Below are 3,601 nucleotides of genomic sequence, written 5' to 3'. Positions count from 1 at the left end.
GGCGACGGCGCCGCGGGCCTGGCCGACGCGCGCGCCGGCCTCCTTCCGGGCGGCCGGCGGGAGGGCCCCGATCTCGCGGTTGGCGAGCGCGAGCGCCGAGCGGTCGCCGGCGTGCTCCAGCCGGACCAGCTTGAGCGCCTCGAGGTCGGCAGCGGCGGCGATCGCCGCGAGCGCGGCGTCCTTGGCGGCCTCCACCTCCTCCGCCTTCAGCGAGGTGACCTCGACGGGGTCGTATTCGGAGTTCGGGCCAGACACCCGCGGAATACTAGTCGGCGTAGACCGGCCAGCTCACATCGATTCTCGCGCCGCCGCCGGGGCGGTCGTCGAGGGCGATGGAGCCGCCGTGCGCGTCGACGAGCCCGCCGACAACGTATAGGCCCAGGCCGGTGCCCATGCTCTTGTCGCCCGTCCACCACTTGGTGAAGACGTGCTCGCGGACCTGATCGGGGATGCCGTCGCCGCCGTCCTCGACGCGGAAGCGGACATACCCCTCCTCGGCGGCGAGCGAGACGGCGACCGTGCCGTCGCCGTGGCGGACGCCGTTGTCGACGAGGTTCGTGAGCACCTGGGCGAGCTTGTCGGGATCGGCGTCGATCTCGGGCAGGTCGTCGGCGACCTCGAGGGTGATCTCCCTCGACGTCGTCATCGACACGCTGCCGACGACCCGCTGGGCGATCGGGCCGGGATCGGTCGGCCGGCGGTGGAGCTGGAGGCGTCCGGTGTCCAGCCGTGCGACGTCGAGCATCTCGGTGATCAGCCGGCTGAGCCGGTCGGCGTCGACGAGCGCGGTGGAGAGCATGAACTTCTTCTGCTCGTCGGTCAGCCGGTCCCAGCGGTTCAGCACCGCCTGCACGAAGCCCTTCACCCCGGTCAGCGGGCTGCGCAGCTCGTGGGCGAGGGTGGCGACCAGGTCGCTGCGCTCGAGCTCCCAGTCCTCGGTCATGAGCCCAGACTAGGCACGCTGGGCGCGCGCACTGGCGTAGAGGCACAGCGCGGCGGCGGTGGAGAGGTTGAGGCTCTCGGCCCTCCCGAAGATCGGGATGGAGACGACGTGGTCGGCCTGCGCGGCGAGCTCGGCCGGCAGGCCCCACGCCTCGTTGCCGAAGAGCCACGCGGTCGGGCGCGCGAGCAGCTCGTCGGCGTCGAAGAGGTCGGCGTCGCCGTGCATGTCGGCGGCGAGCACGGTCAGGCCCGCGTCCTTGGCGGCGGCGACGGCGGCGATCGGGTCGCGCTCGATCGCGATCGGCAGGTGGAAGACCGAGCCGACGGAGGCGCGGACCGTCTTCGGGTTGTAGAGGTCCACGGAGTCCCCCGCGAGTACGACGGCGTCGGCTCCCGCCGCGTCGGCGCAGCGGATCACGGTCCCGGCGTTCCCGGGATCCCGCACGTCGGCGCAGATCGCGACCAGTGCCCGCCCCGATCCCCCACTCGACGCGAGGGAGGCCCCCACTCGGGGTGAGGGGAGGCCCGATTCGGCGTGGAAGGCGCAGACCGCGACCACCCCGGCAGGGCTGACGGAGTCCGAGAGTCCGCGCATCGCCTCGGGCGAGACGAGTGTGATCGGGGCGGTGGCGCCGGCGTACTGGTCCGCGAGGGCGGGGACGCAGAGGATCTCCTGGACGCATCCCTCCACCGAGAGGGCGCCCTCGACGGCCTTGGGGCCGTCGGCAAGGAAGAGCCGCCGCTCCGATCTGACGGAGCGGCGGCTGAGCTTCCTCAGCTCCTTGAGTCGCGCGTTCGACGGCGCGAGAGGAGCGGTCACGGACTCAGGCAGAGGCCGGAGCGTTGACGTCCTCGGGGAGGGCGGCCTTGGCGGCCTCGACGAGCGCGTTGAACGCGGCAACGTCGTTGACGGCCAGCTCGGCGAGGATCTTGCGGTCGACCTCGATGCCCGCCAGGCCGAGGCCCTGGATGAAGCGGTTGTAGGTCAGGCCCTGCGCACGCGCGGCGGCGTTGATGCGCTGGATCCACAGGCGACGGAAGTTGCCCTTGTTCTTGCGACGGTCGTTGTAGGCGTAGACGAGCGAGTGGGTGACCTGCTCCTTCGCCTTGCGGTAGAGCCGCGAGCGCTGGCCGCGGTAGCCCTCGGCACGCTCGAGGGTGGTGCGACGCTTCTTCGCGGCGTTCACTGCGCGCTTGACGCGAGCCATGGTGGTACTCCTTCAGTGGAAAAGTCGGCGGGGCTGCTCACCCCAGAGGGTTGTCAGCGACCGAGAAGCTTCTTGGCGCGGGGAACGTCGTTGGCGGAGACCTCGACGGTGCCGGTCAGGCGGCGGGTGACCTTGGAGGCCTTCTTCTCGAGGTTGTGGCGCTTGCCGGCCTTCTCGCGAAGGATCTTGCCGGAACCGGTCACCTTGAACCGCTTGCCGGCGCCGGAGTGGCTCTTGTTCTTCGGCATCTCGTGTCTCTCTTTCGTTTCTTCAGGTCTGTCGTAGATCGGTCGGATCTAGAGGTCGATGTCCGGGTCGAGCGCCTCGTTGCGGCGCTTCTCCCTCTTGACGGCCGGCTTCTCCGCGGCGGCCGCGGCGGACGCGGTCCGCTCGGCGTGCTCCGCCGCGGCGTCGGCGGCGCGCTCGGCGGCCTTCTCCTCCTTGGCGGCGGTCTGCTCGACCTTGGCGTCGGCCTTCTTCTTCGTCGGGCCGAGCACCATGATCATGTTGCGGCCGTCCTGCTTCGGGGAGGACTCCACGAAGCCCAGCTCGGCGACGTCCTCGGCGAGCTTCTGCAGCAGGCGGAAGCCGAGCTCGGGACGGTGCTGCTCACGACCGCGGAACATGATCGTGATCTTGACCTTGTCGCCCGCCTTGAGGAACCGCTCGACGTGACCCTTCTTGGTGTCGTAGTCGTGCTGGTCGATCTTGGGACGAAGCTTCATCTCCTTGATGATCACGTTCGTCTGGTTGCGGCGGGCGTCACGGGCCTTCTGGGCGTTCTCGTACTTGAACTTCCCGTAGTCCATGAGCTTGCAGACCGGGGGCTTGCCCTGGGGAGCGATCTCGACGAGGTCGAGGTCGGCCTCCTGCGCGAGGCGCAGCGCATCGCCCGTCGGCACGATGCCGACGGTCTCACCGTTGGGACCGACGAGGCGGACCTCGGGCACCCGGATCCGGTCGTTGATACGAAGCTCAGTACTGATGTGTCCTCCCAGGACTAGGGGTCATGACAGATGGACAGGAGAGATCGGCCACGAAATGAACGAAGGCTCCTGCATGCACGCAAGCAGAAGCCTGCCCCGGATATTCCGGAGCCATCCTGACCCGACGACCTGTGCTGCTGGGCGGTGCGATGCGGGTGGGAGGTTCGAGACCTCCGCTTGTGTACTCACCGAGGATACGGGATCAGGGCTCCGCCGGCCGAATCGGCGCCGGCCGGATCCACGCCGAGCCCTCCCCGACGCGGGCCAGCCGCCAGCCCGAGGCCAGCGCGAGGAGGTCGTCCCCCTCGACCGGGTACGCCGTCGGGCCGGCCAGGTCGATCACGATCGCGTCCGCGCCGTCCTGGAGCGCCGCCCTCGCCGCGTCCCGCGCGCTCACCGGCACCGGCCGCGCGTCGGGGCGCCAGGCGTGCAGCGTGGCGAGCGAGGTGAAGGCGAGCAGCGCGG

Annotated in this window: 6 protein-coding genes and 1 pseudogene; all 7 read right to left on the bottom strand. The window is 70.3% G+C overall.

All coding sequences use genetic code 11. The annotated features are described in order from the left end of the window. Positions 1-255 (bottom strand): annotated as a pseudogene (locus QM572_RS15490) (phenylalanine--tRNA ligase subunit alpha); the annotation flags it as partial. 10 nt (positions 256-265) lie between these two features. Continuing rightward, positions 266-943: a sensor histidine kinase gene (locus QM572_RS15485; RefSeq protein ID WP_415094684.1), complete on the bottom strand. Its 678-nt coding sequence runs from the start codon at positions 941-943 to the stop codon at positions 266-268. Between the two features lie 9 nt (positions 944-952). After that, positions 953-1,762, bottom strand: a complete 810-nt coding sequence (locus QM572_RS15480) for a TrmH family RNA methyltransferase (RefSeq protein ID WP_415094682.1) — start codon at positions 1,760-1,762, stop codon at positions 953-955. 4 nt (positions 1,763-1,766) lie between these two features. Next, positions 1,767-2,150: a 50S ribosomal protein L20 gene (rplT, locus tag QM572_RS15475; RefSeq protein WP_415094680.1), complete on the bottom strand. Its 384-nt coding sequence runs from the start codon at positions 2,148-2,150 to the stop codon at positions 1,767-1,769. A 53-nt stretch (positions 2,151-2,203) separates the two neighbouring features. Then, positions 2,204-2,398, bottom strand: a complete 195-nt coding sequence (gene rpmI, locus QM572_RS15470; protein ID WP_300682471.1) for a 50S ribosomal protein L35 — start codon at positions 2,396-2,398, stop codon at positions 2,204-2,206. A 48-nt stretch (positions 2,399-2,446) separates the two neighbouring features. After that, entirely contained in the window at positions 2,447-3,100 is a 654-nt protein-coding gene (gene infC / locus QM572_RS15465) for a translation initiation factor IF-3 (RefSeq protein WP_415094677.1), read from the bottom strand. A gap of 238 nt (positions 3,101-3,338) precedes the next feature. Then, the coding region (locus tag QM572_RS15460; RefSeq protein ID WP_415094676.1) for an SseB family protein at positions 3,339-3,601 on the bottom strand (263 nt) is incomplete at its 5' end.

This window comes from Nocardioides sp. (assembly GCF_047607365.1).
In the GTDB taxonomy this organism is placed as follows: Bacteria; Actinomycetota; Actinomycetes; order Propionibacteriales; family Nocardioidaceae; genus Nocardioides.
The sequence above is the reverse complement of the archived record's forward strand: the minus strand, read 5'-3'. Positions and strand labels throughout refer to the sequence as shown.

Excerpts from the sequence above, each read along its gene's own strand:
- QM572_RS15485 (WP_415094684.1), bottom strand. The coding sequence starts at position 943 with ATGACCGAGGACTGGGAGCTCGAGCGCAGCGACCTGGTCGCCACCCTC.
- rplT (WP_415094680.1), bottom strand. The coding sequence starts at position 2,150 with ATGGCTCGCGTCAAGCGCGCAGTGAACGCCGCGAAGAAGCGTCGCACC.
- rpmI (WP_300682471.1), bottom strand. The coding sequence starts at position 2,398 with ATGCCGAAGAACAAGAGCCACTCCGGCGCCGGCAAGCGGTTCAAGGTG.